This window comes from Flavobacterium selenitireducens (genome assembly GCF_014748335.1).
In the GTDB taxonomy this organism is placed as follows: domain Bacteria; phylum Bacteroidota; class Bacteroidia; order Flavobacteriales; family Flavobacteriaceae; genus Flavobacterium; species Flavobacterium selenitireducens.
The window spans coordinates 131334-158069 of record NZ_JAAVIY010000004.1 but is presented as its reverse complement, the minus strand read 5'-3'; the positions used below and the strand labels follow the sequence as shown (position 1 = coordinate 158069).

The 26736-nt window shown below is 48.5% G+C and carries 23 protein-coding genes; 16 read left to right on the top strand and 7 right to left on the bottom strand.

What is annotated here, in order from left to right:
• The first annotated feature begins 38 nt into the window (after positions 1 to 38).
• The 6 genes from HC229_RS08490 to HC229_RS08465 all read left to right on the top strand — a co-directional run bounded on the left by HC229_RS08490 (position 39) and on the right by HC229_RS08465 (position 6467).
• A complete protein-coding gene (locus HC229_RS08490; RefSeq protein ID WP_191020052.1) occupies positions 39 to 611 on the top strand; it encodes a cob(I)yrinic acid a,c-diamide adenosyltransferase in 573 nt (190 codons plus the stop codon).
• Between the two features lie 334 nt (positions 612 to 945).
• On the top strand, positions 946 to 1167 hold the full coding sequence (locus HC229_RS08485; RefSeq protein WP_022828503.1) for a DUF2795 domain-containing protein: 222 nt from the start codon (positions 946 to 948) through the stop codon (positions 1165 to 1167).
• 92 nt (positions 1168 to 1259) lie between these two features.
• The gene (gene secA, locus HC229_RS08480) at positions 1260 to 4616 is read left to right on the top strand and encodes a preprotein translocase subunit SecA (protein ID WP_191020051.1); all 3357 of its coding nucleotides are present in this window, start codon (positions 1260 to 1262) and stop codon (positions 4614 to 4616) included.
• Positions 4617 to 4698: 82 nt separating this feature from the next.
• Entirely contained in the window at positions 4699 to 5271 is a 573-nt protein-coding gene (locus HC229_RS08475; RefSeq protein ID WP_191020050.1) for a hypothetical protein, read from the top strand.
• Positions 5272 to 5280: 9 nt separating this feature from the next.
• On the top strand, positions 5281 to 5865 hold the full coding sequence (locus HC229_RS08470; RefSeq protein WP_191020049.1) for a hypothetical protein: 585 nt from the start codon (positions 5281 to 5283) through the stop codon (positions 5863 to 5865).
• 440 nt (positions 5866 to 6305) lie between these two features.
• Positions 6306 to 6467 carry a hypothetical protein gene (locus HC229_RS08465; RefSeq protein ID WP_191020048.1) on the top strand — a complete coding sequence of 54 codons (162 nt, stop codon included), beginning with the start codon at positions 6306 to 6308 and terminating at the stop codon, positions 6465 to 6467.
• Here the strand turns inward: HC229_RS08465 and HC229_RS08460 are convergent.
• The 3 genes from HC229_RS08460 to HC229_RS08450 form a co-directional block, all read right to left on the bottom strand.
• Positions 6462 to 7880 (bottom strand): FAD-binding oxidoreductase, encoded by a 1419-nt coding sequence (locus HC229_RS08460; RefSeq protein ID WP_191020047.1) that lies wholly within the window; start codon positions 7878 to 7880, stop codon positions 6462 to 6464. The two genes, HC229_RS08465 and HC229_RS08460, sit on opposite strands and share 6 nt — an antisense overlap.
• Positions 7881 to 7948: 68 nt before the next feature.
• A complete protein-coding gene (locus tag HC229_RS08455; RefSeq protein ID WP_191020046.1) occupies positions 7949 to 8587 on the bottom strand; it encodes a peroxiredoxin in 639 nt (212 codons plus the stop codon).
• Between the two features lie 149 nt (positions 8588 to 8736).
• The gene (locus tag HC229_RS08450; RefSeq protein WP_191020045.1) at positions 8737 to 9648 is read right to left on the bottom strand and encodes an AEC family transporter; all 912 of its coding nucleotides are present in this window, start codon (positions 9646 to 9648) and stop codon (positions 8737 to 8739) included.
• A gap of 152 nt (positions 9649 to 9800) precedes the next feature.
• Between HC229_RS08450 and HC229_RS08445 the strand changes: the two genes are divergently transcribed.
• The 3 genes from HC229_RS08445 (at position 9801) to HC229_RS08435 (ending at position 12643) form a co-directional block, all read left to right on the top strand.
• Complete coding sequence (locus HC229_RS08445) at positions 9801 to 10208, top strand: Rrf2 family transcriptional regulator (protein WP_191020044.1); 408 nt, start codon at positions 9801 to 9803, stop codon at positions 10206 to 10208.
• A gap of 96 nt (positions 10209 to 10304) precedes the next feature.
• Complete coding sequence (gene meaB / locus HC229_RS08440) at positions 10305 to 11405, top strand: methylmalonyl Co-A mutase-associated GTPase MeaB (protein ID WP_191020043.1); 1101 nt, start codon at positions 10305 to 10307, stop codon at positions 11403 to 11405.
• Between the two features lie 95 nt (positions 11406 to 11500).
• Positions 11501 to 12643 carry a TlpA disulfide reductase family protein gene (locus HC229_RS08435; RefSeq protein WP_191020042.1) on the top strand — a complete coding sequence of 381 codons (1143 nt, stop codon included), beginning with the start codon at positions 11501 to 11503 and terminating at the stop codon, positions 12641 to 12643.
• Between the two features lie 28 nt (positions 12644 to 12671).
• Here HC229_RS08435 and HC229_RS08430 read toward each other — a convergent pair whose 3' ends face one another.
• Both HC229_RS08430 and HC229_RS08425 read right to left on the bottom strand, forming a co-directional pair.
• Positions 12672 to 12899, bottom strand: a complete 228-nt coding sequence (locus HC229_RS08430; RefSeq protein WP_191020041.1) for a hypothetical protein — start codon at positions 12897 to 12899, stop codon at positions 12672 to 12674.
• 68 nt (positions 12900 to 12967) lie between these two features.
• Complete coding sequence (locus HC229_RS08425) at positions 12968 to 14353, bottom strand: MATE family efflux transporter (protein ID WP_191020040.1); 1386 nt, start codon at positions 14351 to 14353, stop codon at positions 12968 to 12970.
• 280 nt (positions 14354 to 14633) lie between these two features.
• Here HC229_RS08425 and HC229_RS08420 point away from each other — a divergent pair, with 280 nt between their 5' ends.
• Positions 14634 to 15218, top strand: coding sequence for a hypothetical protein (locus HC229_RS08420; RefSeq protein WP_191020039.1), 585 nt, complete (start codon positions 14634 to 14636; stop codon positions 15216 to 15218).
• A 145-nt stretch (positions 15219 to 15363) separates the two neighbouring features.
• Here the strand turns inward: HC229_RS08420 and HC229_RS08415 are convergent, their stop codons facing one another.
• Positions 15364 to 16242, bottom strand: coding sequence for a PPK2 family polyphosphate kinase (locus tag HC229_RS08415; protein WP_191020038.1), 879 nt, complete (start codon positions 16240 to 16242; stop codon positions 15364 to 15366).
• Between the two features lie 54 nt (positions 16243 to 16296).
• Here HC229_RS08415 and HC229_RS08410 point away from each other — a divergent pair, with 54 nt between their 5' ends.
• From HC229_RS08410 to HC229_RS08390, 5 genes are all read left to right on the top strand, one after another.
• Positions 16297 to 17130, top strand: coding sequence for a DUF6929 family protein (locus HC229_RS08410; protein ID WP_191020037.1), 834 nt, complete (start codon positions 16297 to 16299; stop codon positions 17128 to 17130).
• Between the two features lie 339 nt (positions 17131 to 17469).
• Positions 17470 to 17934 carry an RNA polymerase sigma factor gene (locus HC229_RS08405; protein ID WP_223845566.1) on the top strand — a complete coding sequence of 155 codons (465 nt, stop codon included), beginning with the start codon at positions 17470 to 17472 and terminating at the stop codon, positions 17932 to 17934.
• A gap of 2 nt (positions 17935 to 17936) precedes the next feature.
• The gene (locus HC229_RS08400) at positions 17937 to 18977 is read left to right on the top strand and encodes a hypothetical protein (protein WP_191020036.1); all 1041 of its coding nucleotides are present in this window, start codon (positions 17937 to 17939) and stop codon (positions 18975 to 18977) included.
• A 60-nt stretch (positions 18978 to 19037) separates the two neighbouring features.
• A complete protein-coding gene (locus tag HC229_RS08395) occupies positions 19038 to 20972 on the top strand; it encodes a vWA domain-containing protein (protein ID WP_223845559.1) in 1935 nt (644 codons plus the stop codon).
• Complete coding sequence (locus tag HC229_RS08390; protein WP_191020035.1) at positions 20959 to 21360, top strand: hypothetical protein; 402 nt, start codon at positions 20959 to 20961, stop codon at positions 21358 to 21360. The genes HC229_RS08395 and HC229_RS08390 overlap by 14 nt, the downstream gene beginning before the upstream one ends.
• A gap of 79 nt (positions 21361 to 21439) precedes the next feature.
• On the opposite strand, the gene abc-f is transcribed toward HC229_RS08390, so the two are convergent.
• The gene (gene abc-f, locus HC229_RS08385) at positions 21440 to 23074 is read right to left on the bottom strand and encodes a ribosomal protection-like ABC-F family protein (RefSeq protein WP_191020034.1); all 1635 of its coding nucleotides are present in this window, start codon (positions 23072 to 23074) and stop codon (positions 21440 to 21442) included.
• Positions 23075 to 23483: 409 nt separating this feature from the next.
• On the opposite strand from abc-f, the gene HC229_RS08380 reads away from it, so the two are divergent.
• Positions 23484 to 26723, top strand: coding sequence for a reprolysin-like metallopeptidase (locus tag HC229_RS08380; protein ID WP_191020033.1), 3240 nt, complete (start codon positions 23484 to 23486; stop codon positions 26721 to 26723).
• Positions 26724 to 26736 lie beyond the last annotated feature (13 nt).

Here is a 26736-nt window from a genome sequence, read left to right as displayed (position 1 = left end):
CAATCATTCATTATTCATTTTAATTTTTAATCACACCCGTGAAAGTATACACCAAAACCGGAGATAAGGGCACGACCGCATTATTTGGTGGGACACGCGTTCCCAAAGATCATATCCGCATAGAAAGCTATGGAACCGTTGACGAACTCAATTCTTACATTGGCCTGATACGCGACCAGCAAATCGACGATCATTACAAGAGCATTTTGGCCCGGACCCAGGACCGCCTGTTTACCGCCGGCGCCATCCTGGCCACGCCACCTGAGAAGGAAATACTCAAAAACGGAAAACCACGCCTCGATATCCCGAGAATCAGCGAATACGACATTGTCCTTCTCGAAAATGAGATCGATGCCATGGAAGCGGCGCTGCCTCCGATGACACATTTCGTACTTCCAGGCGGCCATACTACGGTGTCATATTGTCACATCGCGCGTTGCGTCTGCCGTCGCGCCGAGCGGCTTTCGGTCGCTTTGTCACACAACGAGCCTGTAGATGCGCTTGTCCTGACGTATCTCAACCGACTTTCTGACTATTTGTTCGTGCTGGCAAGGAAGTTGTCTGCTGATCTGAATGCCGACGAAGTGAAATGGATTCCTGGCAATAATTAGCGAATTTGTTAATAGCGAATGGAAACAATCAATTGGCAAGTGTGGAATTAGCCAATCCAAGTGGAGAAATAGGCGGACGGAGAGCCGCGTTAGTATTGGAAACTGATTTGCGAATGCGTATAAAGCCGTTAAGGAAATATTTCGCCTCTGACGTTGATTCTTTGTAATCCGCTAATTCGCTAATTTTATCATTCGCTAATTCGCTAATTACACAAGCAACTATCTGATTTCAAACAAATTAACATAACGTTCTTGACTTTTTTTAAAATAAATTCATTTTTACTTGACTTTTTCAGTAGAAAATTTATTTTTGCATAAATTTAAATCGACAGACATGTATTGGACACTAGAACTGGCGTCATATCTCAGCGATGCGCCGTGGCCTGCAACAAAGGACGAACTTATCGATTATGCGATTCGCGCAGGTGCTCCGCTAGAGGTTGTAGAAAACCTTCAATCCATTGAAGACGAGGGAGAAATCTACGAATCGATGGAGGAAATCTGGCCGGATTACCCAACCGATGAAGACTATCTCTGGAACGAGGACGAATATTAATCGGAAAAATAAAATCAACACCAAAAGTCTCATCAGAGGCTTTTTTTTTGCGTAAATTTGCACACTTTTCATAACAGAATTATACTTTACACATGAGTTTCATCAACAGTATCTTAAAGGCTTTCATAGGCGATAAATCAGAAAAGGATATCAAGGCCTTGCAAGGGAACGTGAATAAAATCAAGGCGTTCGAGTCTGAGCTTCAGGCACTTTCCCACGATGAACTCCGCGAGCGCACGGTAAAATTCAAAGCGAAGATCAAAGAAGCGCGAGCCGAAAAAGACAACAAGATCGTCCAACTCAAACTGGACGCGGAGGCTACCGTAGACATCGACCAGAAAGAAGAGATTTACCAAGCCATTGACGGCCTTGAAAAAGAGGCGTACGAAATCTCCGAGAAAATATTGAACGATATATTGCCCGAAGCTTTTGCGGTCGTAAAGGAAACAGCGCGCCGTTTTAAGGAAAATACGCAAATCCGTGTGAAAGCTACCGCTGCCGATCGCGAACTTTCAGGCTCAAAAACATATGTGGAACTCGACGGAGACGACGCCATTTGGGCCAACTCCTGGAGTGCTGCCGGAAAGCCGATTACGTGGGACATGATTCATTACGACGTTCAGCTTATCGGTGGTATGGTGTTGCACCAGGGCAAAATTGCCGAGATGCAAACCGGTGAAGGTAAAACCCTCGTGGCGACGCTCCCGCTCTATCTCAACGCATTAACCGGAAACGGCGTCCACCTTGTAACCGTGAACGACTATCTGGCCAAGCGCGACAGCACCTGGAAAGCGCCATTGTTCGAATTCCACGGTTTGACTGTGGACTGCATCGACAACCACCAACCCAACTCCGAAGGCAGACGCAAGGCTTACGAAGCGGACATCACATACGGAACGAATAACGAATTCGGTTTTGACTACCTTCGCGATAACATGTCGCACACGCCGTCTGACCTTGTTCAACGCAAGCACAATTACGCCATTGTCGATGAGGTCGATTCGGTTTTGATCGATGATGCGAGAACGCCTTTGATCATCTCTGGCCCGGTTCCCCAAGGCGACCGACACGAATTCAACGAGCTCAAGCCTTTGATCGAGAAATTGGTCAACGAACAACGCCAATTGGCCAACGGCTTTCTTGCCAACGCAAAAAAACTGATAGCCGAAGGAAACAGCAAAGAAGGCGGCTTCAACCTACTTCGCGCCCACCGCGCACTTCCGAAAAACAAAGCATTGATCAAATTCCTATCGGAAGAAGGCGTCAAACAGCTTTTGCAGAAGACGGAAAATACCTACATGGCGGACAACAACCGCGACATGCACAAGATAGACGAGGCACTGTACTTTGTCATTGAAGAAAAAAACAACCAGGTCGAACTTTCCGATAACGGGATCAAATATCTTTCGAAAGATACGGACGACAATTTCTTCGTTCTTCCGGATATCGGAACCGAGATTGCCCGCATCGAGAAACAAGGTCTCGACAAAGATGCCGAGGCAGAAGAGAAAGAGCGGCTTTTCCAGGATTTCGGCGTAAAAAGCGAGCGCATCCATACGCTGACACAACTTCTGAAAGCCTATGCATTGTTCGAGAAGGATGTTGAGTATGTAATAATGGAGAACAAGATCCTTATCGTCGACGAGCAAACCGGCCGTATCATGGACGGGCGCCGTTATTCCGACGGATTGCACCAGGCCATCGAAGCCAAGGAAAACGTCAAGATCGAAGCGGCCACGCAAACGTTCGCCACGATCACGCTCCAAAACTACTTCCGTATGTACAACAAACTTTCCGGAATGACGGGAACGGCGGTTACGGAAGCAGGCGAATTCTGGGAAATCTACAAATTGGACGTCGTCGAAATTCCGACCAACAAAGGCATTTCGCGCAAAGACCACCAGGATTTGATCTACCGCTCGGTTCGCGAGAAATTCAACGCGGTGATAGAAGATGTGTCGAAATTGTCTGCAGAAGGGCGTCCGGTTTTGATCGGTACGACGTCAGTAGAAATTTCAGAATTGCTCAGCCGAATGCTCAAAATGAGAAACGTTCCACACAACGTTTTGAACGCGAAATTGCACAAACAGGAAGCCCAAATCGTCGAAGAAGCCGGTAAGGCCGGAGTCGTTACGATCGCAACCAACATGGCAGGTCGTGGAACGGATATCAAGCTTTCGCCGGAAGTCAAAGCGGCCGGAGGTTTGGCCATCATCGGTACGGAACGTCACGATTCACGTCGCGTCGACCGCCAGCTCAGAGGTCGTTCAGGACGTCAGGGAGATCCGGGAAGCTCGCAGTTCTATGTGTCGCTTGAAGACAACCTGATGCGTTTGTTCGGATCCGAAAGGGTCGCCAAGATCATGGACAGGATGGGCTTGAAGGAAGGGGAAGTCATACAGCATTCGATGATGACCAAATCCATCGAAAGAGCGCAGAAAAAAGTCGAGGAGAACAACTTCGGGATCCGGAAGCGTTTGCTCGAATATGACGACGTCATGAATGCACAGCGCGAAGTCGTTTACAAAAGAAGAAAGCACGCTTTGCACGGCGAACGCCTTAAACTCGACATCGCCAACATGATGTACGACACGGCGGAATTGATCGCGACGCAAAATAAAGTCACCAAAGATTTCAAGAATTTTGAGTTTGAGCTGATCCGTTATTTTTCGATTACGTCTCCGGTAACCGAAGCCGAATTCGAACGCCTCGGCGAATTGGAACTCGCAGGAAAGGTCTACAAAGCCGCTCTTGCTTACTACACCGAAAAGACCGAACGCAGCGCCCGCGAGGCTTTCCCTGTGATCAAGAACGTATTTGAACAGCCCAATAATATGTTCGAGCGCATCGTGGTTCCGTTTACGGATGGCGTCAAATCGCTCAACGTCGTGACCGATCTTCCGAAAGCATACGAAACGGAAGGACGTTCGTTGATTTCCGATTTCGAGAAAAACATCACGCTTGCCATCGTCGACGAAACCTGGAAAAAACACCTGCGCAAGATGGACGAGCTCAAGCAATCGGTACAATTGGCGGTGCACGAACAAAAAGATCCGCTGTTGATTTACAAATTCGAGGCGTTCAAATTGTTCAGCAATATGATCAACGATGTGAACAAAGAAGTGATTTCGTTCCTCTTCAAAGGCGATCTGCCGCAACAGCAACAGCCTCAAATCCAGGAAGCGGTCGAATTGCCGCGACAGGACGAGAATTATACGACTTCGAAAGATGACATCCCGAATAGCGATGAGCTGGCACAACAGGCTCGCGAGGCCGGGCAGACGCAACAACGTCCGGTAACGGAAACCATCGTTCGCGAAATGCCGAAAATCAACCGCAACGACAATGTGACCATCAAGCATGTAATGAGCGGAAAAACCGAAACCATGAAATACAAAAAAGCCGAAAGCATGCTTGCGTCAGGCGAATGGGTTTTGGTGAACGATTAACATTCGGATACAAACGATCAAGATCCCCTTCAGTTCCTGTTGGGGATTTTTATTTCGTATCTTCATTACCCACTTGCATAAGATGAAAAAAACACTGATGATCCTGGGCTTGCTGTTTGCGATAAGCGGATTTTCCCAAACCTCGGAATCCCTAAAAACCCGCGTCGCCAAGCTGTTCGAGGCCACGAACAACCTCGATATGGAAACAGTGTTGAATTTGACCTACAACAAGGCCTTCGGAAATGCCGACCGCGCCATCCTGCTCGAGTCGATGACGGCCGCCGTAGACAACGAATATATGACGATCGAATTTACCAATCCGAGCCCGCAACCGTTTACAGCAGATGCGATCAAAACCATCGCAAACCGGAAATTCAGCGTGATCCGTTACCAAAATTCGTTGAAGCTGCATCTCAAACAAAAGCTGGATGCGTCTGTGATCAAGGCAATGTCCGACGGTATGAAAGAAGCGGGCAATTACGCTTCGGTGACATATGATGAAAAGACGAACAGTTTCACTATTGAGGGCTATGGCATCATGGTGGCGGTCGCTGACGAATCGACAAAAGGCGAATGGGAATTCGTAAATTATGACAACAAAGAGCTGTTCAATATCGTTTTCAACGAAACGATCAAAAAAGAGCTCGGCCTTTAATTTGGAATTATGAATGTGTTGAAAAAATCCCTCCTGACCTTATTTTTCCTCTTATTTGCCTCATCACAGGCACAGGAACCCGAAATTCTCAAAAGAGCTTCGGAATTGTACGACGCTAACTACAATATGGATTTCGAGTCGATCGCAGGCTTTACGTATCCCGAAGCCGTCGAGCAACTGGGAGGGAAACAAAAATTCATTTCCAAAATAGACGCCGACTACCAAAATCCGGAGTTCAGAAAGCGGCTGCAACTTACTGCTCCGGTGTTTCAGGTTGGTCCGGTCAAGTCGATCGGCTCAAAAAAGTTCTGCTTGATCTCGTTTCGCAACCCTACCCGCTATTTTTACGAAGAGAAGTTGTCGCCCGGGGAAATGAACGAGCAAGTCATTAAATGGAAGCAGGTCGCGTCGACAAAAGAAGTTTTTGGCGAGCCTAACCGCAACTCTATCAACGTGAAGCGAATTTCCAAATTCGTGGCGGTTTCGGATGCCTCGACAAACGGCCAGTGGAAATTCTTCAACTTCGACGACTTGCAGCAACTCGAAATTTTCAACTCGCATTTCGCAACCGAAAAAGTGCAATTGGGTTTGTAAAAATCAGATCGGTTTTGCTAATTTTAGGATACGAAACCACTCGCAAATCCGTTTAAACAAATCATAACCTAAAACGTAACATCATGGCAAAAGGTACAGATGCCCGCAAAGAACAAAAAAAAGATTCGACGAAGACGCTGAAGGAAAAACGACTTGAAAAACAAGAAAAGAAAAAAAACAAGAAAGATTAAAACGAAAAACCACCGCAACGACACGGTGGTTTTCTTTTTAAAAAAACTAAAACAAAATATTAAAACGTCTTCTTCCACGAACTGCCTCTCGGCATTAACGTTTTAATTGCCCTAAATCAAAGTTATCGGTGCCGTTACAATCCTGCAATACGTCATATGCCGTATTTTGAACGCCAAATTTTTAAACTGCCGCTTTCAAAAATCACATTGCCTTAACATCGTCCTTTTTATATTTGGGAAAAGCGCAGTATGGAAGCCAACTGGATTGTTGTCGGAATAGTGTTGATCGCCGCGATACTTCTCGTGGTGCACCTTTTCAGGCAGAACCAAAAAGATCGCAGGGAATATGAAGATTATCTGAACAACCAAAGCAAACCGAAAAATGAAACCGACGTTGGCGACGGATTATAAAAAAAGCCGGTCGGGTAATACTTTGCCGGGATTTAGAATGCCGTTGGGATCAAAAAGGTCTTTGATGCCTTTCATTAGGTTCAGCGAGGTTGGTGAAAAAGCGATGTCCATGTAGTTCTTCTGGACGTATCCGATGCCGTGCTCTCCAGAAAGTGTTCCCTTGAGGGAAACCGTCAATTCAAAAATTTCCCGGATTCCTTTTGGCACTTCGGTTTTCCAGGCTTCGTCGGACATTTCGCCTTTTACGATATTGACGTGCAAATTGCCGTCTCCGGCGTGACCGTAACAAACCGACTTAAAACCGTACTTTTCCCCTATCGCTTTTATGCCTTTGAGCAATGTCGGAAGCTCGTAACGCGGCACGACGGTATCTTCTTCTTTGTAGATCGAATTCGACTTGACCGCCTCTCCTACCGCGCGACGCAATTTCCACAGCGCGTTCTTGTAATCCTCTGTATCGGCAAACAGAATTTCGTCTATTTGGAATTGCTTGAGCACTTCGGTAATTTTTTCGGCTTCCGAAAACAGGACGTCAGGGTAATTGCCGTCCACTTCGATGAGCAAATGTGCTTCGATGCCGTGCTTTATCGGAACGTTGACGCCGTCTATGAAACGCATTGTCCAATCGATGGCGTCGCGTTCCATAAACTCGAGTGCGCTAGGGACGATCCCTGCTTTGAAAATTTGCGAAACGGCTTCGCAAGCCTGTGTTCCATCGTAAAATGGCACGAGCATCAGGATGTTATGGCGATTGGCCGGAAGCAATTTCATCACGATTTTTGTGATGATACCCAATGTTCCTTCGCTTCCCACCATGAGTTGCGTCAGATTGTAACCCGTCGAATTTTTAAGCGTATTGGCGCCCGTCCAGACGATTTCGCCACTGGGAAGCACGACTTCGAGATTGAGTACGTAATCTTTTGTCACGCCGTATTTCACCGCTCGTGCCCCTCCGGCATTTTCAGAGACGTTTCCTCCGATAAAACAACTTCCCAAACTGCTTGGATCCGGCGGATAGAACAATCCTTTCGCGTTAACTGCTTCGCGCAGGGTGTGCGTAATCACGCCCGGCTCTACCAAAACCTGCAAATTCTGTTCGTCGATATGAATGATCTTGTCGAAGCGTTCCATTGAGAGCGCAATTCCCGCGTGTATCGGCAACGCCCCTCCGCTCAAGCCTGTTCGGCCGCCAATGGGCGTGACCGGCACGTTCCACTGGTTGGCGAACTTCAGGATCGTAGCGATTTCTTCAGGCGTCGCGGGCTTTACGACAACCGACGCAGGAAAGTTGTAATCCTCGGTTTCATCGTGTCCGTAATCGCTTCGGGTTTCGGCATCTGTAAAAACAAAAGACGGCCCAACCACCGCTTGGAGCTGGGCAATCATTTCGTGGTTTATTTCGGAAAAGTCCATGGTTGCGTAATGAGCCCCAAAAATACATTATTTTGGGTGACTGAGCCACCGGTTCCCTGTCTGACCGACTATTTATTAGGTTGGGGCGTAATGCGCAAATACGGCTTTACGGTTTCATATCCTTTCGGGAATTTTTGCAACGCATCTTCGTCGGAAACGGCCGGGGCGATCACGACGTTTTCCCCATCTTTCCAATTGGCGGGCGTCGCCACGGAGTGATAGGCCGTCAACTGAAGCGAATCGATGACGCGCAGCAGCTCGTCGAAATTGCGTCCGGTCGAACTCGGATAGGTCATCGTAAGCTTGATTTTTTTATCGGGTCCGATGATGAAAACCGAACGCACCGTAAAATTTTCGCTCGCATTCGGATGCAACATATCGTACAAAAGCGCCACCTGTTTTGACTCGTCGGCAATAATAGGATAATTGACGGTCGTGCCCTGGGTTTCGTTTATGTCTTTCACCCATTGGAAGTGGGAGTCGATATTGTCGACAGACAGCGCGATCACTTTTGTGTTTCGTTTTTCAAATTCCGGAAGATATTTGGCCACCGTGCCCAATTCCGTCGTACAAACCGGCGTGAAATCGGCCGGATGCGAAAACAAGATGGCCCAGGATCCGCCAAGCCATTCGTGAAAATTAATTTTTCCTTCGGTACTATTTGCCGTAAAATCGGGCGCTATATCGCCCAAGCGCAGTGCTGACATGTCGAGTTTTTTTTAAGGTTACGCCTAAAATTAATCAATTTGGAGACGCACCTAACCGCCTGACAGCGTTAAATTTATCGCAATTGGGAAGCGAAAACGATGTAGTTTCCGAGCCTCGTCGGTTTTAAAAACCTTGAAGGTTCAATGAGTCAAATTCTCCCCAAAATCCAATACCAGAATGCAAGTGTCAAAAATGACAACGGTATCCCGATGCCGATCATCATATTGCTCAGTTTAGGCTTAAGACCATGGCTCGAGGCGAGAACAGAAGCCGTGATCATAGGCGCCATTGCGGCTTCCATAATTGAGACGTCTATTGCCAACCCGTTTTCGTCGAAAGCAAATTTGTAGGCGAGAAGAAAGAATGCAGGCGTCACGAACAACTTGAAAAAAAGACCGAGCGCCAGGAACGGCCAATGCCTGCTCTTCTGACCAAACCTCAGTTGCATACCGACTGCAACTAACGCAATGGGAGTTACAGTAGTCCCGAGTTTTTGAAATACAATCTGTAACATTTCTGGAAAATCGGCATGGCTTAAATTAAGAATTATGGCGATGGCAAATGCCAGGAACGGCGGAAAGAACGCAATCCTTTTCGCGATGGCTTTCGCGTCGGGAACGCCACGCGAGTACAAGGCCGCCACCGTTATGCCTAGTGTCGCCATGACCATGAACGATCCCGGCTGATCGACGATGATGGCCGTCTTCAGGCCCTCTTTGCCGTAGAGCGCTTCGATGATCGGAAATCCGACGAAGGAAGTATTGCCTAGCCCTGTAAGCAAAATCATGCAACCCGTGAGTTTGCGCGACCAGCCGAACAAACGGCCCATGAATGCGAACGAAATCCACATCAGTACAAACCCGATCCAGGCCACGCCCAAAGGGAACAATAACCGGGTTGAAATGACGATTTTGGGAATGTAAAACAAGGCCAGCGCGGGCAGTGATATATGGATCACAAACTGGTTCAGTACCTGGTGAGCGTTAGGCGGGAACGACTTGACATATTGCAAACCGACACCTACGGCGAGACACACCAACAAGAGCAAAATACTTTCCATCGCTGCAAAAATAGGGCTTTCCTATAGATTGCGGCATCTTTAAATTTTAACGCATTTCATCGATTTTAACTAAACTTTACACCGCTGCTCGACCAACGGCAAATCATTGGGCGTATTTTCGCAAACATATTTATTACAGAAACGACAACACAATGATTTCAGGAAAGTTTGCCATTACCCTTCACATCCTTACGTTGCTTTCGAAGCACAAGGATGAGTTTCTTTCCTCGGAATCCATCGCTACGAGCCTTAACATGAATCCTGTTTTGGTGCGCAAGGAAATAGCCAACCTGAAGCGCAACAATGTGGTGGAAAGCCGTGAAGGAAAGAACGGCGGTACGCGCTTATTGGCCGCTGCCGAGAACATTACGTTGGACGACATCTTCAAGATGACATTCGATCACGTAACATTGGGTTACGCCAAAAACGAGCCCAATCCGAATTGCCCCGTCGGAAAAAGCATCAACAACAATCTCAACAATCTTTACGATGACTTGAACAATAACATCAGCAAGCAGCTCAGCGAGGTTTCGTTATCGAACTTTGCGGATACTTTCTGATTTTAGTTTCATCCCTGACGAAATTTTTTATTTATTTGGTACAACAGTTTCAAGGCCCCGGTTTTGAAACTGTTTTTGTTTCGTAACTTTACGTTCGTGGAAGATAAACGCGATAAAACCTCTGCCCTTTCAGAAAAGACAGGAGTCGACCAACCCGACAGCCTCAGCCGTGAAGTGGCTAAGAATGTCATTTCCAAACGCCATAGACAACCGTCGGCGGATGACTTGGTAAACGGTATTTTTTCTGGTGACGTCACATCGTTGAGCCGTGCCATTACATTGGTGGAAAGCACCAATCCCGAACACCAACAGAAGGCTTCGGATGTCATCTCGGCTTGCCTGCCAAAAACCAACCATTCGGTACGCATCGGGATTACGGGCGTTCCCGGTGTGGGCAAAAGCACGTTCATCGAAGCCTTCGGGACGTACCTGACAGGAATCGGGAAAAGAGTTGCGGTGCTCGCCGTAGATCCCAGCAGTTCGCTTTCCCGAGGCAGCATCTTGGGAGACAAGACGCGCATGGAAGAGCTCGTAAAGGATAAAAACGCTTACATCCGACCGTCGGCTTCGGGAGAAACGTTGGGAGGCGTGGCGCGAAAAACCAGGGAAACGATAACGCTGTGCGAGGCGTTCGGATTCGATACGATCATCATTGAAACCGTTGGCGTCGGCCAATCCGAAACGGCGGTGCATGGCATGACCGATTTCTTTTTGCTTTTGCAGATAGCGGGCGCCGGAGACGAACTTCAAGGCATCAAGCGCGGCATCATGGAAATGGCGGACGCGATCGCGATCAACAAAGCCGATGGCGACAACGTCAAAAGAGCGAAATTAGCCAAAACCGAATTTGGGCGGGCACTGCATTTTTTTCCCGAGAAAAGTTCGGGATGGATGCCAAAAGCCACTACGTGTAGCGCCGTAACGAAAGACGGCATCGACGAGGTTTGGGGAATCGTTTCGGATTATCTCGAACTCACCAAAGGAAACGGTTTTTTCGAGCAGAGGCGCAGCGAACAAAACCTCGCCTGGATGCGGGAGACGATAGCGGAACAACTGCGTTTTCGATTTTATTCCGACCCAAACATCGGTAAATTGCTCGAACAGCTCAGCCATGATGTGCTTCACAATCGCATTTCACCATTCAAGGCGGCTCAGGAAATGCTCGCCAATTATTTTAAGCAGGCCGGAACATCATGAAAAAATTCGTGTCGACATTATTATTTTTCGCCTGCATGCCGGTTTTCTCGCAAGGCAAAATTTGTCATTTGCAAGGCGTTGTTTCCGATTCCAACATGAAATCAGTTATTCTCAAGAAGATGGGCCAGGATTTAAGGTTCGATTCGGTCGTCGAGATTCCTGTCATCAATCAAAAGTTCGACTATAAAGTAGCATTTGACCACGATGAAATCCGCGAACTGATGCCCGGTGACGCGCTGGTCGAAGGAGGCGGGCCATTCTCTATCGTGTTCCTTGAAAATGGGACGATTCACGCGGTGATCAACCCAAAACATGATTTTTCGAAAAACGAGATTACCGGAGGTAAACACAATGACGCTTACCGACAATACGTCCGGAATAGCGAGAGTTTGTTCAGGGCAAGGCTGAATTCGGTTTACGCACGACAGGATTCGCTTCGTGACATCGGCTCTTCTCACAGCAATCCGATGAAGAAAGCGCTCGACAAGCGCCGTGATGCCCGTAACGAAGAAGATTATCAAACTGCCGAAAAGGAAATCGCCGCATTGCGCAAAAACAAGCTCGACAAGTCGCCCGAAGGGCTGGCGCTCGATCGTAAAGCCGAAGTAATATATTCCGAACGCAGAAAATTCCAACAAAAATTTATCGAGCAAAACAGGTCTTTGCCTGCCTACTATTTAGTCATGTCAGACCTGATGTACGATGAGCAACCCGATATCCAACTGGCAAAAGAGAATCAAAAATCATTGGCAAACGCGAACCCGGGCCATCCCTATAACGCAGCGATCGACAATCTCGTCAATGGGATTGAGCAGATAAAGGTCGGCGGAACTTTTGTCGACTTTACCGCACCTGACCTCAACGGAAAGAAAATAGTGCTTTCGGAACAGATAAAAAACAAAATGATATTGCTCGACCTTTGGGCAACCTGGTGCTCGTCCTGCATCCGTCACACGCGCGAAATGCTTCCTGTATATCAGGATTTCAAAAACAAAGGATTTGACATTGTCGGCGTTGCCGGTGAATTTAAGAACAGCCGACGCCTTGTAAAATTTCTGGAGGAAGAAAAATGGCCCTGGCTACATCTTTTGGAGCTTGACCGCGAAAACGGGATCTGGGAAAAATACAATGTAGGAAACGGAGGCGGCGGTATTTTCCTTATTGACCCAAAGGGAAAAATCGTAGCGATAAACCCTTCAGCCGACGAGGTACGAAACGAACTGGAAAAACGGCTTTGAGCTCATTCCCAGCCATTTGCCTTCGCGATTATTCCTCGTACCGCGCTATTTCCCTGTCGTAGAATTCGTTGGCGAGCTTCACAAGATTTTCCATTTCGGCCTGCAACTCTTCCTCTTCGTCCTCTTCCACTTCATCCATTATTTCAATCTCATCGTCTTTGAGGTTGATGATAAAACGCGGATAGTCGAGGTGGATGACAAAAATATCGTCCGGATGGTCGGTGTTGTCGCCGAGTAAGAATTTAGGAAGTTCCATGTTGTTAGGTGATTAGATAATTAGAAAATGAGATGATGAGATAATGAGATAATGAGATGATGGGGCGGTTAGCGAGTTGGATCGTTGTCGCGAACGAGTTTGCGTGTGACGTTTTCAAAGCGAAGGTACAAAAATATGGCGGCCGCGCCCAATCCGGCCAGCAATCCGATCCAGACACCAAATGCGCCGAGGTCGGTATATTGGCCGAGGTAGAACGAGATCGGGAAACCGAAAATCCAATAGGAAACGAACGTGATGTACATTGGAACCTTGACATCCTGGATGCCACGAAGCGCGCCGAGCACGACGGCCTGAATGCCGTCAAACAGTTGAAATAATGCGGCGATCACAAGCAATTGGGATGCGATGGCGACCACTTCCAAATTGTCGTGCGCCTGCAAACCATCTTTGGTATCGAGAAAGAATTGCGGCAGATAATCGTGAAAAACGATGAACAGTGCCGCAAATACAGCTTCGATGATCACCGTGAGCAAAAACACCGAGCGCGCCACCACGATGAGCTTCCTGAAATCGTTGAAACCTCGCTGGTTGCTTACCCGGATCATTGCCGTGACGCTGAATCCCATCGCGAACATATAAGTGAAGGTCGCGAGACTCAACGCGATTTCATTTGCCGCCTGGCTCGTTCGCCCCAGGTTTCCGCAAAGCCAAACCGAAGCTGTGAACAGCGCTACTTCAAACAACATCTGCATCGACGACGGCCCGCCAATGGCAATGATTTTCCGGATCACGCTTTTCCTGAGTTCGGCAAACGAAAAGCCCTGGAAATATTTTTCGAGTTCCTGTCGCCTCGACAACATGAAATGCATTGCAATTACCATGGCGATACGCGAAATCACCGTTCCCATCGCCGCCCCGACGATTCCCATCTTCGGAAAAATCCATATGCCGTATATCAGCACGAAGTTGATCGGGACGTGGATGATATTGGCCATGACGATCGCATACATTGAATATTTGGTAAGCGACATGCCATCGGCGAACTGTTTGTAGCCTTGATAAATGATCATTGGGATCAGCGAAAACGCAACCCAATCCAAATACGGCCTGGCCAGGGCAATGACCTCTTCAGGTTGGCCCATGAAGTGCATAAGCGGTTTTGAAAAGTAGATGACCGTGAACATCGAGAGCCCCAAAACCGTACATAAAAACAGGCCGTTGTGAAAGGCCGAGCGCACCTGATCGTCATTTTTAGCGGCGTGACCTTCGGCTACGATGGGCGTAATGGCGGTAGAAAATCCGATCCCGACCGACATCGCGATAAAAATAAAACTGTTTCCGAGCGAAACCGCGGCCAGTTCCGTCGCGCCAAGACGGCCGACCATGAGCTTGTCGACGATCTGAATGAGCGAATGACCGATCATGCCCAAAATGACAGGATACGCCAGTTTTATGTTCTGGGAAAATTCTTTTGTGTAGATTGAGAGTGTCATAGCCGGATTTCGTCGGCAAAGGTAATGGCGATATTCCGAAAAAACGCGGGCCATTGCGATGCCAAATGTTAAAATTTGTTAAGCTATCGTGCGACATTCAACAAACCATAAAATTGGAGAATATTAACTAAAGCCTTGTGGACAAAGGGATTGGAAATTGATCGGAAATCGGATATAAAATAATCTGTAAACTGTGTAAACACCTGCAAAAACGTCACTTCTATCTTTGAAATCACTAAACCGGCCCTGTGCCTCCAAATGTTAACCTAAACTCTATATCATGAAATCATTCCAATTAAGATCAGTATTGCTGACGGCGGCGGCCGCACTATTCACGACGTTCGCATCGGCTCAGGAAATCGGTGTTACCTCCTCTCCTGCGAGCGATGCCTCATACGACAGAGGGTTCCGACTCGGGTTCGGTATCGCTCCCGGATATGTCCTGGAAGATCCGTACGGATTCGGATTGGGTGGAGATGTCCGCTTGCAATACGACTTTTCAAAACGCTACTCCGTAACGCTTACGACAGGATATTCGCATTTGTTCGGGAAAGAAATCGACGGATTTGAAGTCGACGACCTCGGATTCGTTCCTGTAAAAGCGGGTTTCAAGGCATTCTGGTGGGAAGACCAGTTCTACGCCATGGGTGAAGCCGGTGCCGGATTCGCCGTATCGGGAGCCGAATATGCAGGTGCGAAAGACGTATCGGCTATCCTCTCTCCTAGTATCGGATGGGCCAACCAATATTTCGACGTAAGTGTGCGTTATGAATACTATGCGGACTTCCCGGGTTACAGCAACAACACACCAAGCGACGGAAACCATCAAATTGCGCTTCGATTCGCTTACGGATTCAAGCTATAAGCTCTCAAGACATCTATTTGGAAACGCCTCCTATTTCGATCTCGGGAGGCGTTTTTTTTTTGTGTAAATCGAACTTAGGTTACAAAACTTCAAACTTTAAACTTTAAACTTTAAACTTTTAAACCTCAAACTTTAAACCTTAATTCTACTCGCTTTCAAGCTGTTTCCGGAAAGTTGAAATATTCTCCTGCACTTCCACGTCAAGTTCGGGATTTTTTATGTCCTTATATTTTTTGAGTTCGTCTCGGATTATCTTCCCGACTATGTAACGCGCCGTCGCTTTATCGTCTGCGGGAATCACGAACCAAGGCGCCGTTTTCTTTGACGTCGCGTTTATCGCAAGTTCGTAATAATGTTGGTATTTGTCCCAAAGCGCACGCTCTTCTAGATCGCCGGGCGAGAATTTCCAATTGTGTTTCTCTTCCTCCAATCGTCTTAGGAGCCGTTGCCGTTGCTCTTCTTTTGACAGATGCAGGAAAAACTTGAGGACGATCACGCCGTTGCGCGACAGGTGTTGTTCAAAATTATTGATCGATTCCAACCTGTCGTTCCAGAAGGCTTCGGTAATATCGTTAGTCGATGTTATTCCCGGAATGTTTTCGTTGAGGATATACTCCGGATGCACGCGCGTTACCAGGACGTTTTCATAGTGCGTACGATTGAATACGGTCATTTTGCCTCTCTCGGGCAACGCCACGTAATGCCGCCACAGAAAATCATGCTCCAGTTCGGTTGCCGAAGGCGTTTTGAAACTGTGTACGACGACGCCCCTCGGATTGATTTCCTTGAACACTTCGCGTATCAGGCTGTCCTTACCGGACGTATCCATTCCCTGGAGGCAAATCAACACACCGTACTGGTTATGTGCGTACATTTTGTCCTGAATCTTGCTTAGCTCTTCCCTGATTTCGCCAAGCGCACCCTCTATCGCCTCCTTATCGGAATTCAGGTCATAATTCGTAGGAATGTGCGCGAGCTTTGCGCCTGCCGTAATTCGGAAATCGTCTTCGGAAATGCTTTTCATAGGTTTTGTTTCTTTAAATATAGGTAATTTTAGGGCGAAACAAAACCTCGCATCATGAAACGGTTCTCGCTTGAATTGCTTTACCACATCGTCGGGATAGGATCTGCTTCAGGACTGTTCTATCGCGACGGTTCGGTTTTCATCGCGTCGGACAACGCCGGCTGCCTCTACGAATTTCACGCCGACGACGCCTCGCTTGCAAAAATTCCGTTGTTCGATTCAGATGTGCTTGAAAATATTCCGAAGAAAATTAAGCCAGATTTCGAGGCGTTGGCCGAACGCGACGGGAAACTCTATTTGTTTGGTTCTGGTTCCACAAAAAACCGAACGAATGTCTCGATCGTCGACCTCAGCACGAAAAAAGTGGAACGACGCGATTTGGCTGGATTGTACGACAAAATGCGCACTGCATCGAAAATCGACGCTGACAATTTCAATCTCGAGGGCGCGATTGGTGTTGAAAATGCCTGGTTCTTTTTTCAAAGAGGAAACGGAAACGGTGGCAACAACGGCGTATTTAAGGTTATCGGAAGTCTTGAAAGTCCTGACAAAATCAAATATTTTCCGGTGGCGCTGCCCAAAATAAAGCACGTCATGACGAGTTTCACCGATGCAATTTTGGTTGGGGATGCGATCTGGTTCCTGGCTACGGCCGAAGACACCCAATCTACGTACGACGACGGTGAGGTTTTGGGCAGCATCATCGGCAAGATCGATTATGAGACCATGAAGATCGTTTATTCCGAAAAAATTACCGATCGACAAAAATTTGAAGGATTGACGTTTTTCTCCAGATCCGATTCCGAAATTGTTTTTTTGTTGTGCGAAGACAATGACACCGACGGGATGGAGTCCGGTATTTTCAAGCTTACACTAAGCCTGGATTGAAAACGCCCGCGTTAGGGATTGCGCCATTGTTTAAGCTCTTTGCGCAACGCAGTGGAGCAAAAGCGAGTGGCAAAAGCCCGGCGGTACTTGCAAAATGCGATCAGCTTTTTGCAAGCACCGCAACGCCCAACGCAATTATCTAATTGACTAATTATCTAATTGACTAATTATCTAATTGACTAATTATCTAATTCGCTAATTGACAAATTCGCTAATTCAATCCCAACCTTTTCCCCAACCTCGCCATCTACATAAAAAACCAACAACGTGATCGACGACAATCTCATACAAGCCTGCCGCAAATCGCAACGCGACGCCCAGCGCAAAGTCTACGACGCGATGGCGCCAAAGTTGTACCGTACGTGTAAAAGGTATCTCAAAAAGGAGGAAGAGATCGAAGAAGCCTTGGCGGATGCCTTTTACACTATTTTCACCAAACTCGAACAACTTAAGGAAAATGGGGCCTTCGAGGCGTGGGCGCGCCGGATTACGGTAAACATGTGCCTGCAGCAATTGAGGCGCAACGTAAATTTCAATCTTTATCTCGAGGATCACAAAACGATTTCAGTGACCGATAACGTCCCGCAAAACACACTCGAGGAAGAAGACCTTCTCAAGCTTTTGACGCTGATCCCAACGGGCTGCCGCACTGTTTTCAACCTTTTCGCAATCGAAGGTTACGGACACAAGGAAATCGCGGATATGCTCAAAATCTCAGAAGGAACGTCAAAATCCCAGCTCAACGTGGCCAAGACCAAACTCAAAGAGCTTGTAAACAACTACTATTACCGGCAAGCAAAATGAACATGGAGAATCAGGAAAAAATTTTCGAACAAATGAAACAGGCTGCCGACAAAGCCGAGTCGAGGGAATTTCCCGGTCTGGAGTCGGTTTGGTCGCGCGTCGAAGACAAACTCGACAACAAAGCGCTCTCGAAGCAGAACAAAAAATGGAAACAATGGGCCGTTGCGGCATCGATCGTGGCAGTGGTATCGGTGGGTTATCAGCTCTTCAAGCCTGAATCTGTCGCTCCCGTCAAACCTTCTCGTGAAGTGGTGGCCAAACCGCAGGAGCAACCGCAGCTTACGCCTCAAAGCCAAGTGGTTGCAGTTCCGGCAGATTCGACGTCGGTGCTCAGGATCGAAGCCGAAAGAATACTCGACAAACAGTTGGAAAAACAATCGGTAGCTTCAAGAGAAGACGCGATAAGCCTGCATTCCGAAAGCGATGCCGAAACGGTAAAATCGAAGGAAACCCAACGCATCAGCGCGCCGGTAATGAGTTCGGTTCCTGTAAAAGCAAAAGAGGCACGGTCGTTTGAACTGTTGTCGGGACAGGATGACGAATCAGAAGATTTTATCAGACGCGAACGCGTGAAAGGGATCATGGCAAGAGGACGGGTTTTCGAGGCGCAAATCGTGACGTCCGAAGAAGCCGAGAAACAGGAAAAAAGCGCGTCTGCTGAGAAAAGGACCAAGCAAATCGCCAAAGATCGGCCAAAACCGCTGATGATCGTAGATGGAAAGCCGCTCCTGGCCGAAAACCAAAAAGAGTACGACGCCAAACTAGCCGCCGTCATGGAAACCGTGCCCACGGAACGCGACACCGTTTTCTACCTCAAAGAACCGCTTTACATCATCGACGGAAAGGAATATACCGAAGAATCGCTGTTCGGCACGAACCCGACGAGCCCATACGCTCCGTTGAACCTTCAGGAGGAAGGCATGAAAACCCGGATTTATACGGGAAAGGACGCCGTTAAACGCTATGGCGAAAAAGGCAGGAACGGCGTTGTCGTCGTAACTACCAGAAACGGAAAACCAGCAGAAAGCAAAACCCGCAAATAAAGGCTACGTCGGCACCGATCCGAAAGCCGAAATATCAATTACAACCTAAATAATACAGCCATGAAACAGTCCAAAATCGTTTCGTTAGGCGTAGCCATGCTCATAAGTTTGGCCACGCATCAATCCGCTGGGCTTCGGGTACTTTTTCTCGACCGCGACGCTCAAGCAGTTACCAGTCAACAGATTACCGTTACCGGAAGAGTATCTGACTCGTCAGGCCCGCTTCCGGGTGCGAATGTAATCGTCAAAGAAACGAACGTCGGAGTGCAAACCGATGTCGACGGGAAATACAGCATAAAGGTAAACCAAGGGGAAACGTTGGTGTTCAGTTATATCGGAATGCAAGACCGACACGTAAAAGTCGGCAAGCGGACAACCATAAACGTGACACTGACGCAAGGCGCAGCATTGTCTGAAGTCGTCGTAACGGGAGCGTTGGGCATCCAGAAAGAAAAGTCGCGCAAAGTTCACATCAGGTCGGAAGCTCTTACGAGAAGCGCCGCGCCTACCGCTTCTCCATTGATCGAGCGGGACGACAATGCCCCCGGGATTCCAAATCGGCATGTCGCCACGACAACGGACGACGAAGAGTACGGAACCTTTGTGGAAAATGCGTTCACGAGCCCGAAGAACGAGCCGCTTTCGACGTTTTCTATCGATGTCGACAACGCTTCGTACACGAACGTGAGGCGTTTTTTGAACAACGGCCAAAAGATTCCGAAAGACGCCGTCAGGATAGAAGAAATGGTAAATTTCTTCAAATACGATTATCCTCAGCCAACCGGGGAACATCCGTTTGCGATCGTCACCGAGGTCGCCGAATGCCCTTGGAACTCCGGCAACAAACTTGTCAAGATCGGGCTTCAGGGCAAACAAATCGAGACGGATCATTTGCCTGCATCGAATTTCGTATTTCTGATCGACGTTTCCGGTTCTATGTCCAGTTACAACAAACTGCCGCTGCTCAAAGCGTCGATGAAACTCCTCGTGGCCCAGATGCGCGCCGAAGACCGCGTATCGATGGTTGTCTACGCCGGTGCCGCCGGATTGGTGTTGCCGCCTACCGACGGAAACGAGAAAGAACGTATTCTCTCGGCCCTCGACAACCTTGAGGCAGGCGGAAGCACCGCGGGCGGAGCCGGGATCGAACTGGCGTACAAAACGGCGTCGGAACATTTTATAAAGAATGGAAACAACCGCGTCATTCTGGCCACAGACGGCGATTTCAACGTAGGAAGCACCACGAATTCCGATATGGAAAAACTAATAGAAGAAAAGCGCAAGACCGGTGTTTTCCTGACGGTTTTGGGCTACGGAATGGGCAATTACAAGGACTCCAAAATGGAAATTCTCGCCGATAAAGGCAACGGCAACTACGCTTACATCGACAACATCCAGGAAGCCAACCGCTTTTTGGTCAAGGAATTCGGCGGCTCGATGTACGCTATCGCCAAGGATGTGAAAATCCAGGTCGAGTTCAACCCGAAACACGTTCAAAGCTATCGCCTTATCGGATACGAAAACCGGAAGCTTCGGCCTGAAGATTTCACGAACGATGCCATCGACGCCGGCGAACTGGGAAGCGGGCACAATGTGACGGCTTTGTACGAGGTAATTCCCCAAGGCGTCAAAAGCACGTTCTTCACCGAATCCACGAATCTCAAATACACCGACCAAAAGAATGTCGACCCAAAATTCAAGGACGAACTGGCAACGGTAAAATTCCGTTACAAAAAGCCCGATGGCGAAAAAAGCATTGAAATGGTTCATGTGATCGGCGACAAGATCGGCAATGCTTCCGCGGACATGAAATTTGCCTCGGCCGTGGCTTGGTTCGGACTGAAATTGAGGGAATCGAAGTTAGTCGCCAACATTTCGTCGGACGACATCCGCAAACTGGCCAAACAAGGACTTTCTACCGACAAGGACGGTTATCGCTCAGAATTCATCCGACTTGTGGAAAGTGTACAAACTTTGGGTTATGCGAAGAATTAGTTTTTTATTGATTTTGGCGTTTGGCTCGCTTTACGGACAGCAAACATTCAGTGAGCAAGAGCTGAACGCCTTCTTACGACAGCACAAAAGCGACAATGTCTCGATCGCGGACAGCATTTTGAGTTTCGATTGGACCCAACGCCACCTCATGACAGACTCGGTCCTAAAACACGGAAAAGGTACGATCGATTTGAGACGTGCGATCGTCTATAAAAAAATCTATCACGAAGACCGAAGCGGAACGGTCATCCTCAACTGTCGCGGCCAGAACCCGTTTGGTGACAGCCGCCATGAAATAACCCTGCCGTTACATGCGATAAGCCGCGAAGAACTCGACAAGTTCGTCTCTTCGCTGGAAGCTTACGGCAAAAGAAAACGCAAAAAATAAGTTGGTTAAAGTTGGTTTAGTTAGAGAGGGACGTTGGGTTAGCGTCCCTTTTTTATGCAGAAGCACTTCAATACCATCACTACTTCTCAATTTCCTTTAAACTTTCCATCTTCTTATTTGCCAGAAAGCCTTTGATATCCTCAAAATGTTCTTTCACGCGCTTGTTGCCGAATTCAAAAACTTTTGTCGCCAATCCGTCGAGGAAGTCGCGATCGTGGGAAACCAGGATCAACGTTCCGTCGAAATCCTTGAGCGCATCCTTGATGATGTCTTTGGTTTTCATGTCGAGATGGTTCGTCGGCTCATCGAGAATCAGGACATTCACGGGTTCGAGCAACAATTTGATCATCGCAAGACGCGTCTTTTCGCCTCCTGAAAGCACCTTTACCTTTTTTTGCGTATCGTCTCCTCCAAACATGAACGCGCCGAGCAAATTCTTGATTTGGGTGCGGATATCGCCAACGGCAATGCGGTCGATCGTGTCGAAAACCGTCAGGTCGCCATCGAGCAACGAGGCCTGGTTTTGGGCAAAATATCCGATTTGTGCATTGTGCCCGACTTCGACTTTACCCGAATCCGGCTTTATCTCCTGCATGATCGCCTTGATCATCGTCGATTTACCCTCGCCGTTCTTTCCTACGAAAGCGACTTTTTGGCCGCGCTCGATCACGAGATTCGCGTCCTTGAACACGACATGGTCACCGTAATTTTTGGACAATTCGTTGACCACGACCGGATATTGACCCGATCGCGGCGAAGGCGGAAACTTCAATCGCAAAGCCGAATTATCGACCTCATCGACTTCTACCATCACGAGTTTCTCGAGCATTTTAACGCGTGATTGCACCTGGAGCGTCTTCGAGTACGTGCCCTTGAAACGCTCGATGAATTCGGTATTTTCAGCGATCATCTTTTGCTGTTCCTCGTAAGCCTTTTGCTGGTGGGCGCGTCGATCCTTGCGCAATTCGAGGTAATGCGAATATTTGGCCTTGTAGTCGTAAATGCGGCCCATCGTAACCTCTATCGTGCGATTTGTGATGTTGTCGACAAACGCCCGGTCGTGGGAAATCACGATGACGGCCTTGGCGGAATTTACCAAAAACTCCTCGAGCCATTGGATGGATTCGATGTCCATGTGGTTTGTCGGCTCATCGAGCAGGATAAGGTCCGGCTTTCTCAAAAGTATCTTCGCCAGTTCGATGCGCATTCTCCAACCGCCAGAAAATTCAGACGTCGGGCGCGAAAAATCTTCTCTTTCGAATCCGAGGCCTTTCAGGACTTTCTCTACTTCCGCCTCGTAATTGATTTCTTCTATCGAATAAAACTTCTCCGACAATTCCGAAACGCGCTCGATGAGTTTCATATAATCGTCGCTTTCGTAATCGGTGCGCACGGTCAACTGTTCGTTGAGCGCATCGATCTCAGCTTTCATCTTGAAGACTTCGGCAAACGCTTTCGAGGCCTCCTCCATCACCGTCGCATCGTCCTGCGTCAGCAAATGCTGCGGCAAATACGCGATCACGGCTTCCTTCGGAGCCGAAATTGCGCCCGAACTCGGCTTGTTGACACCCGCGACAATCTTCAAAAGTGTCGATTTTCCCGCGCCGTTCTTGCCCATCAAGGCAATCTTGTCGTTTTCGTTGATCGAAAAAGTAACGTCCGAAAAGAGCGTCGTGCCACCAAACTGGACGGCGATGTCGTTGACAGTAATCATTTGTCGTTTATGTGTTTATGCGTTGAATCGTTTATTTGATTTTTTGAAGCGGCAAAGATAGTTTTTTGGGCGTTCCGCGGCCCCGATCATCGCGTTAAAATCAAGTTTTTAGATGCCGCGGCCGGGCTGTCGGCAGTCGCTGTTTTTCCGCAGGCTCCAAAACGAGCTTCGACAATGCCGCCATCCCTAACGCAAGCACAGCATTGAAAACCATTCTTCCCCAAAATCCCTATCCGACTAATTACCTAAATCATCTAATTATCTCAATCATCTAATTATCTCAATCATCTAATTATCTCAATCATCTAATTATTCAACTCGCTAATTCGCTAATTCGCTAATTATCAAATTCGCTAATCATCAAACTCGCTAATTAACTATCTTCGTCTTCCAACTAAATCCACAACTCGTGAAAAAACATTTACTTACCCTTATTGCGACCTTGTCTTTTTCAATAGGTTTTTCGCAAACTTATTGGCAGACGGCCACTGAAACCGAAGCGTCGCGATCTGGCAAAAAAGAACGCACTTCCCAACCGAAGCAACAAGCTTACCTCAGGCTCGATATGGCGGCTTTCAAACAAGCGTTGACCGCGGCTCCTATGCGAGGTGGAACGTCGAACCTGATTTTGCCGTTTCCGGATGCCAACGGGAATTTGCAGGACTTCCGCATTTGGGAAGCGCCTGTGATGCATCCCGAACTGGCAGGCAGACACCAGGAAATCAAATCCTATATCGGACAGGGAATCGGGAAAAAATCGAGTATTGTCCGCTTCAGCGTCACCCTTTTCGGATTGCACGCCATGACGTCGTCCGCTAACGATGGCACGTCCTACATTGACCCTTATTCAAGCGACCGCCAATATTATATGGCGTATTCGCGTCTCGGGCTTTCCTCTAGCCGCAGTTTCAGTTGCCTGGTTTCCGATAGCGAGCCGGAAATGCGGCCTGATATCACCGACGCACTCCCAATGGACAACGGCGTCTACCGGACCTACCGAACAGGTATCGTAACGACGGTGGAATTTTCAGATTTCCACATTGCCGAAGCCGGCGTGCAATTCGGGACGCTCGCCGAGAAAAAAGCAGCCGTCCTTGCCGCTGTGGTCGTCACGATTACACGCGTGAATTCCATGTTCGAACGCGACCTGTCGGTGTTTTTTCAATTGATCCCGAATGAGGAAGATGTGATTTTCATCGATACCGACAACCTTACCGACAATGACGTCGGGGCCTTGATCGGGGAAACCCAGGAAACGCTCGACGAAATCATAGGAACTGAAAACTACGATTTCGGACACGGCGTCGGCACTTCCGGAGGCGGTCTCGGTGGCGGCCAACCGTGTGCGGAAGGCGCAAAAGCGTTCGGAGCTACAGGATTGGGAGCTCCGGTGGGCGATCCGTTCGACATCGATTACGTCGCCCACGAGATGGGGCATCAATTCGGTGCGGCCCATACGTTCAACAACGAATGTGGCGGCAACCGCGACTCCAATTGGTCGTACGAGCCGGGAAGCGGAAGTTCGATCATGGCCTACGCCGGAATTTGCGATCCCAATATCCAGAATAATTCCAACGCCCAGTTCCACGCAGGGAGCATCTTCCAGATACGCAATACGATAAACGGAGGCGGCGGAAGTTGTGTTCCTCCCGCTACGAACGGCAATTCACGTCCGACGGCGAATGCAGGAACCGACTACACGATCCCAAAAGGGACGGCGTTTATCCTGACCGGTTCGGCTACCGATGCCGACAACGACGCATTGACTTATATGTGGGAACAATACGATAAGGAGCTATCGGTTCAACCGCCGTCTGCCAGCTCTACGGCCGGACCGAACTTCAAGCCGCAAATCATTACCGATGTTCCGGTGCGTTACCTGCCGCAGCTTCCGGACGTTTTGGCCAACAACCTCACGCCTACCTGGGAAGTGATTTCCAACGTCGGACGCGAGTATAATTTCGCTTTCACGGTGCGCGACAATAACCCTGGCGGAGGCGAATCGAGAACCGATTATATGAAAGTCACCGTTTCGAATTCGGCTGGGCCATTCGTCGTGACGAGTCCGAACACGGCCGTCAACTGGATCGCCGGATCGAACCAGAACATCACTTGGAACGTAGCCGGAACCATCGGCAATGGCGTCAATACGAGCAACGTGGACATTCTGCTCTCTACCAACGGTGGCCAGAGTTTCGATCATACCTTAGCTGAAAATGTTCCGAATGACGGCCTTCAATCTGTGACGATCCCGAACCTTCCCGGAAATACGAACCGCATCATGGTGCGCGGCCACGGCAACATCTTCTACGATTTGTCGAACCAGAACTTTGCGATATCGGCTCCGTCAGCACCTACGTTCACACTGCTTCAGGCCGGGACGCAATTTGCGAGCATCTGTCAGGGCGCCGATGCTACCTACAGTTTTCAATACAACACTATTGCCGGTTTCGCCGGAACGACAAACTTCACGGTAAGTGGTTTGCCAGCGGGCGCGACGTCGAATATTGCACCGATGTCGGCTACTGAAAGCGCAACCATTACGCTCGTGATTTCGAATACGACATCGTCCCCAACGGGAATTTATGAGGTGTTGCTTACGGCGACCTCGGGTAGCACCGTGAGAACGTCGTCTGTGTTCCTTGACCTGCAAAGTCCGGTCTTTACCGACATCGCCCTGACGTCCCCGGCAAATCTCGAAACGGGAATTCCGACCACGACGACCCTGGAATGGGAGGCTGACATTAATGCGTCCCATTACGAAATTTCGATTTATCTAGATGAAGCGGGCACACAGCTTTTCCAAACGTATACATCGAACACGAATTCGGTTTCCGTTAGCGCTTTGTCCGAAGCCACACAATATTATTGGAGCGTCACGCCTCGAAACGCAGGTTGCGAAGGCCAGGAGAGTGTGGTTTCGTCATTCGCTACCGGCCAGACGGTCTGCTCTGATTTCGCGACAGCTGCGCTTCCGGTTGCAATCCCCTCGAACAGTTCCACTACCGTTTTTGCGACGATGAACGTTGCCGAGGCTATTGCGATTTCCCGTGCAACAGTGTCCGTCGACATTTCCCACACTTGGGTTGGGGATCTGGCCGTAGCATTGATTGCGCCTTCCGGAAATACGATCGAGCTTTTCAGCAATGTTTGCGGGGAAAGTGACGACATTTCCGCTACGTTCAGCGACAGCGGAGCTATTTTGTCGTGCTCAGGAGAAACGCCTGTAATCGACGGAACTTTCCAGCCTCAAACACCTTTAAGTGCGCTCGTAGGCGAAAACGGCCAGGGCCAATGGACACTCGCCGTTTACGACAACTGGGCCGATGACGGTGGCGCGATCGAGTCGTGGACGCTGAATCTCTGCAGCATCGAACCCGCGCTTTCAGTCGGTGACGACCAAAACCTAGATTTTGTGCTTTATCCGAATCCGAACAGCGGTAGTTTCACCGTACAATTGAACGGTTACAGCGGTGATTTCCAGTTTAAGGTCTACGATATGAGAGGACGGCAAATTTTCGAAAAGCGTGCGCTCTCGGACGGCGGACTGCTTCTGCAACATGTAAGCCTCAACGCCGAAGCGGGAATTTATATGATCGAAGTGGAAAGCCAGGGCCGACGCGCAATCAAAAAATTCATCGTCAGGTAAAAGCAGTACAAAA

Bases quoted from the DNA above. Each gene is read 5' to 3' on its own strand.
- HC229_RS08485 (WP_022828503.1), top strand. From the start codon at position 946: ATGTATTGGACACTAGAACTGGCGTCATATCTCAGCGATGCGCCGTGG.
- secA (WP_191020051.1), top strand. From the start codon at position 1,260: ATGAGTTTCATCAACAGTATCTTAAAGGCTTTCATAGGCGATAAATCA.
- HC229_RS08475 (WP_191020050.1), top strand. From the start codon at position 4,699: ATGAAAAAAACACTGATGATCCTGGGCTTGCTGTTTGCGATAAGCGGA.
- HC229_RS08470 (WP_191020049.1), top strand. From the start codon at position 5,281: ATGAATGTGTTGAAAAAATCCCTCCTGACCTTATTTTTCCTCTTATTT.
- HC229_RS08465 (WP_191020048.1), top strand. From the start codon at position 6,306: ATGGAAGCCAACTGGATTGTTGTCGGAATAGTGTTGATCGCCGCGATA.
- HC229_RS08460 (WP_191020047.1), bottom strand. From the start codon at position 7,880: ATGGACTTTTCCGAAATAAACCACGAAATGATTGCCCAGCTCCAAGCG.
- HC229_RS08455 (WP_191020046.1), bottom strand. From the start codon at position 8,587: ATGTCAGCACTGCGCTTGGGCGATATAGCGCCCGATTTTACGGCAAAT.
- HC229_RS08450 (WP_191020045.1), bottom strand. From the start codon at position 9,648: ATGGAAAGTATTTTGCTCTTGTTGGTGTGTCTCGCCGTAGGTGTCGGT.
- HC229_RS08445 (WP_191020044.1), top strand. From the start codon at position 9,801: ATGATTTCAGGAAAGTTTGCCATTACCCTTCACATCCTTACGTTGCTT.
- HC229_RS08435 (WP_191020042.1), top strand. From the start codon at position 11,501: ATGAAATCAGTTATTCTCAAGAAGATGGGCCAGGATTTAAGGTTCGAT.
- HC229_RS08430 (WP_191020041.1), bottom strand. From the start codon at position 12,899: ATGGAACTTCCTAAATTCTTACTCGGCGACAACACCGACCATCCGGAC.
- HC229_RS08425 (WP_191020040.1), bottom strand. From the start codon at position 14,353: ATGACACTCTCAATCTACACAAAAGAATTTTCCCAGAACATAAAACTG.
- HC229_RS08420 (WP_191020039.1), top strand. From the start codon at position 14,634: ATGAAATCATTCCAATTAAGATCAGTATTGCTGACGGCGGCGGCCGCA.
- HC229_RS08415 (WP_191020038.1), bottom strand. From the start codon at position 16,242: ATGAAAAGCATTTCCGAAGACGATTTCCGAATTACGGCAGGCGCAAAG.
- HC229_RS08410 (WP_191020037.1), top strand. From the start codon at position 16,297: ATGAAACGGTTCTCGCTTGAATTGCTTTACCACATCGTCGGGATAGGA.
- HC229_RS08405 (WP_223845566.1), top strand. From the start codon at position 17,470: ATGGCGCCAAAGTTGTACCGTACGTGTAAAAGGTATCTCAAAAAGGAG.
- HC229_RS08400 (WP_191020036.1), top strand. From the start codon at position 17,937: ATGGAGAATCAGGAAAAAATTTTCGAACAAATGAAACAGGCTGCCGAC.
- HC229_RS08395 (WP_223845559.1), top strand. From the start codon at position 19,038: ATGAAACAGTCCAAAATCGTTTCGTTAGGCGTAGCCATGCTCATAAGT.
- HC229_RS08390 (WP_191020035.1), top strand. From the start codon at position 20,959: ATGCGAAGAATTAGTTTTTTATTGATTTTGGCGTTTGGCTCGCTTTAC.
- abc-f (WP_191020034.1), bottom strand. From the start codon at position 23,074: ATGATTACTGTCAACGACATCGCCGTCCAGTTTGGTGGCACGACGCTC.